The sequence below is a fragment of the Actinoplanes subtropicus genome (assembly GCF_000721705.1).
Taxonomy (GTDB): Bacteria; Actinomycetota; Actinomycetes; order Mycobacteriales; family Micromonosporaceae; genus Actinoplanes; species Actinoplanes subtropicus.
This window is the reverse complement of the sequence record NZ_JOJL01000091.1, coordinates 1-4948: the sequence shown is the minus strand read 5'-3', so window position 1 is coordinate 4948 and position 4948 is coordinate 1. Positions and strand designations below refer to the sequence as shown.

Annotated in this window: 2 protein-coding genes and 1 pseudogene; 2 read left to right on the top strand and 1 reads right to left on the bottom strand. The window is 65.8% G+C overall.

All coding sequences use genetic code 11. The annotated features are described in order from the left end of the window. Positions 1-130 precede the first annotated feature (130 nt). Positions 131-1459 carry a hypothetical protein gene (locus tag IH26_RS0152010; protein WP_157437902.1) on the bottom strand — a complete coding sequence of 443 codons (1329 nt, stop codon included), beginning with the start codon at positions 1457-1459 and terminating at the stop codon, positions 131-133. Positions 1460-2808: 1349 nt separating this feature from the next. Here IH26_RS0152010 and IH26_RS55155 point away from each other — a divergent pair. Beyond that, positions 2809-3647 (top strand): annotated as a pseudogene (locus tag IH26_RS55155) (transposase family protein). Positions 3648-3711: 64 nt separating this feature from the next. Next, the gene (locus IH26_RS0151990; RefSeq protein ID WP_245666070.1) at positions 3712-4752 is read left to right on the top strand and encodes an integrase core domain-containing protein; all 1041 of its coding nucleotides are present in this window, start codon (positions 3712-3714) and stop codon (positions 4750-4752) included. The last annotated feature ends 196 nt before the right edge of the window (positions 4753-4948 follow it).

Below are 4948 nucleotides of genomic sequence, written 5' to 3'. Positions count from 1 at the left end.
GCCGGATCATCATCAAGTACACCAGCCGAACCGCCATACCGATGATCCTCAACGCCAACCCGAAAATCCCAGCTCACCAGGTGTGCGACGAGTTCTGGCGCGCTACAGGCTGAAGCGGCGCTCGGCGCTCTCACCCCTGATGAGTGGCCAGAGCGTCGAATTCCGCGCGTTCCGCGTCGGTGGTGTCGACTCCGAGGTGTTCCAGTTGGACCCGCAGCACCGATACTGCTTCGCCGGTCTTGCCCTGGCTAAGGTCGCCACGCAGGCTTGTCACCAGCCATGCCGGTAACCGGTCGGCCAGTTGGTCCAGCAGCGCCTGCATTCGACGGGCGGTCACCGCGTGCCGTCGAAGCTGCTGTTCGGTCACGGCGGTTATCTGTGACAGGTCGGGCATTTCCGGATGCGGGCCGAGCCCGGCGCGCTTGCGGGTCGCTGCGAGCATAGCGTTGATGTCTTCTAGGGCGAGCGCGATCGGATCCGGAGCCGCGAGGATCTCGGCCAGCGGCCGGTCGACGCGCACCCGAAGCTTGTTGCCGGACCGCCGCGCCGTGACTCCGGCCGGGCGTTCGGCGATCAGGTCGAACCAGATCTCCAGCACTTCTTCGTGAGCCGCGGACCACCAACTCGTCCAACGTGGCTCCCGCAGTTCGTCCGTGAGAAGGTCGAGGGCTGTCATATAACTCTGCGGCACCGTGCGGTCGGTGTAGCCGCCGAGCACCCGGATCGACGAGCCGGAGCCGGAGCCTTCCCCTCGCACTGTCAGCGCTGGAATGTCCTCGACCGTGATCGTGTGCCACTCCTGGTAACGCTTAATCTGGACGGTCTGCCGGTCGCGCCAGCGTAGTGTGCCCGCCGCCCATCGGAAGGCCGACTGAGTACCGTCCATCTCGAGTTCGGCGGATGCGCCGATGAGGGTGCCGTCGGCTACGCGTCTGATCTCGACGACGATCCGGCCCTTACCGTCGTCAGCGATGGCGCCGACTGGGCGCGCGACGTGTCGGCGCCCCGGCGCGGTCTTCCCGGGTCCGGTCCACCGATAGCGCATGCCCTGCGCCACGACGTGCGCTCGGGCGGCCTCGAATGCGGCCGAGCTCCAGCCGCGCGCTTCGGCCATCCGCAGGGCCGCCGCGTGCAGTACGTCGAGAGCCAGGGCCGCCCGGGCGGGTGCCGATAATGTGGCCACTCCGTCGGGCAGGCTCACCCCGGCCATCTCGTAACCTTCCGCCGGGTCGGTGAAGACCGTCACCTCGACCTCGACGCGGCCAGGCTCATGGTCGAAGCAATGCAGCCGCAGCTGCGAATGGCGTACTTCGACCCCGGCCTCGCGGATGCCCTCGCTGTAGAGCTCGCTGATTCCGCGGGCACTGCGCAGGAACGCGTCCTCGTCCGCACCCTCGGCCCACCGCGCGTTCGCCAAGCCGGTCTGCGGCCAGAATTCCACCACGCGCAAGGTCACCACGACGGTCAGTCAACCTCATCGGAACCGGATCGCGCCAGTTGCTGTTCGCAGGAGCGAAACTACCCGTGATGACACGAACGGCAGTTGCACCTTTCTCGTAGACGTTGTGGTTTTGTTCGGACACTGCGGACCATCGCCCCGCACCCCGCGGGACCTGCCCTTCCCTGCCCGCCGGTGGTCGCCGTGAGCAGCCGACCACCAAGCTGCTGCGGCCCGTCATAGGGCAAGCGACAGGCTCGGGCTGCCGACGCTCATGGGAATCCAAACGCCGAACCCGGGCCGGAAGTCGGCGAACAGCTGGTCCGTTCCCTGGACCAAATCAACGTCGTCCCATACGAAAGTACAGCAGCGCCAAGGCGTTCGAAACGCGTCGTCGAGCGTCCGCCCGATCGCGCTAACATTCCGGCAGGCGCTGTTGGCGTGGATTGCCCAGCAGCCCTTACACACAGCTTCGTTCGCGACGGCATTTCCTCTGGCGGCAGGTCGGGCCGTGGTTTCAATGACGCCTCGAAAGGTCAACTCGTCGATACCGTCCTTGGACAGTGAGGGCTCACCCGAGAATCAACACGTAGATTTCTACGGTGAACGAATGTCGATCTGATATCACGGCCCCTCTCCATCGGTAGACGCTGAGCTCGGATCCGAGCGGCAGCGACATCCTTGCTACTCGCAGCCGAAATACGAGGGTCAACAGGCCGAACTCATGGAACTACGGGTTGTTCCCCGGGGTTCCCCAATATGTCGCGAGCCCGAGGCGCTGTGTGCTCCGCCGCGGACGGACGAAGCACACAGCTACGATCCAGGGTTCCTTGCCGGCCGGATCAGATGCAGCTCGGCGCACCGTCCGGGCACCGACCGTGCCTCAGTGCGTAGGCGAGCATCAGGGCCGCCTCGGCGAATCGCGCCTGGTACCACCCGTGGACCGACAGGAGCGACACGAACCAGCACTTTGAACCCTGGTAGCGCCGCTCACACGCCGATTTTTGGCTCAACGGCCTGGCGAACCAGACCAACTGTCGGGCGATGCCGTACTTCCATACCCGGTACGGGCTCACACGAAACATTTCATAGACGTGGTAAAGCGTGAAGTAGAACCGTACGGCGGAGCGGGCAAAGATGCTGTACCGTGCCAGAACTCGTCGCACATGCTGTGAGCTGGGATTTCCCGGTTCTTGTAGAGGATCATCAGTGAGCCATTCCGAGCAACGGTCGCGTTGCTGTCCGTGACCGATCGAGTGTCCGAAAGGCCCGAGAAGCGCCTGATGAGCCCGGCTACGTAGAAAAGACGCAGAACCCCGATAAGAAGGTGGCCTCTCACAGCTCAGCTTCATAAGGGTCCTGCGCCGACGATGAGTGTCACATACACGGCTGTGCTACCGGCATGCGAGCACACCGTTGACTTCCTGACCAGGCTGTTCGCCGACGAACGCGCTGCTCGCGGTACGCGGGCCGGCACTCGTGCTCTGCCGTGCCGTGACCAGGCCGTTCTGGTGTTGCGGTGGTTCCTCGACGGCACCCGGATGCGGCAACTGGCCATCGACAACCAGATCAGCGTTTCGACTGGCTACGACTACCTGAACGAGGGCATCGACGTGCTCGCCGCCCGATCGCCGAGTCTGCACGGCGCGCTGCTCGCGGCGAAGGCGGCCGGCTATGACCATGTGAACATCGACGGCACCTTGATCGAGACCGACCGGTGCCGTACCCCCGGTCCCACCGAGGGCGTCGATTTGTGGTGGTCAGGAAAGCACGACCAGCACGGCGGCAACGTCCAGGTCGTCACCGCGCCGGACGGCTGGCCGATCTGGACCTCCGAGGTGCGACCCGGCCGTGAGCACGACACCACCGCCGTGCGTGCCCATACCGAGATCCTGCCCGCCCACACCGAGGCCGGCGCGGACCTGCGTCGGGCTGGGGCGAAGCCCCGTTAGGCGATCTGGGCTACGAAGGCGTGGCCGACACGGTCACCGTCGCGTTCAAGAGGCCCAAGAACGGCGGGCTGCCGCTGGTCCAGCAGCAGTTCAACAAGGCCCACAACAGCCTGCGAGCGATCGGTGAACGCGGGAACTCGCTGCTCAAGATGACCTTCAAAGCACTGCGCAACGTCAGCCTCAACCCGTGGCGGATCGGGAAGATCGTCGCCGCCGCGCTGGTCATCCTCCACATCGAGCACGAGCGCACCACCTGATGACCGTCAGTAACGAGTTCCTTGCTCGGAATGCTTCAGTATGTTGGTTCGGCTGGTGTACTTGATGATGATCCGGCTGGTCAGTGCTCTCGGCTTGCTCGTTCGTAGCGAGACCGCGGTGGTCGCGGAGGTCCTCGTGCTGCGTCACGAGGTGGCGGTGCTACGGCGACAGTTGAACGGGCGGCCCCGGTTGTCCTGGCCCGACCGGGCCATCCTGTCGGCCCTGGCCAGGCTGCTACCCGCAGCCGTCCGAGCCCATCAGCTGGTCACCCCGGCCACCCTGCTCGGCTGGCACCGGCGCCTGCTGCGCCGACACTGGACCCACCCGCGCAAGACAGGCCGGCCGCCAGTCAGCGACGAGGTCCGCGACCTGGTCCGACGCCTCGCCCGACAGAACCCGCGGTGGGGACACCGACGAATCCAGGGTGAACTGCTCCGGCTGGGTCACCAGGTAGGCGCGGGCACGATCCGCCGCATCCTCGCCGCTGGCCGTCGCGGTCCGGCACCCCGTGACGTAGACACCAGCTGGCGCACGTTCCTGCGCGCCCAAGCCCACGGTCTCCTCGCGATCGACTTCTTCCACGTCGACACGATCCTGCTGCGACGCTTGTACGTGCTGGTGGTGATGGAGGTGGCCACCCGCCGGGTCCACCTGCTCGCAGTCACCGCCAATCCGGATCACGCCTGGGTCGTCCAGCAGGCCCGTAATCTCGTCATCGACCTCGACGAACGGGCCGGCCGGTTCCGTTTCCTGATCCGCGACCGGGACGGCAAGTACAGCGCCGCGTTCGACGAGGTCTTCACCGCCGAGGGCATCACCGTAGTCAAGATCCCGCCACGGACGCCCCGGGCGAACTGCTACATCGAACGCTGGGGTCGTAGCCTGCGCCAGGAGTGCACCGACCGGATGCTGATCTACAGCGAACGTCACGCCGTCGCGGTGGTCGGCGAGTACGTGGACCACTTCAACGACCACCGCCCGCATCAAGCCCGGCAACAGCTGCCACCGAACCACGACCCGGCCATCGTGATCGCGATGGACGCCCCGGTACGACGCCGGCAACGTCTCGGCGGCGTGATCAACGAGTACCACCGTGCAGCTTGACGAGATCTTCAAAGTGCCAGCTCACAGCCATGCACGGGTTTTGGCACGGTACAGGACGGCACCCGCTTCGTCGACAACCACGGCCGCGAGGTCGTGCTGCGCGGGTTCAACGTCTCCGGCGAGGTGAAGCTCGCCGAGAAGGGCAAGCTCCCGTTCGCCGACGCCGCCGACGCCCGGACCTCCGCGCTCGCCATGC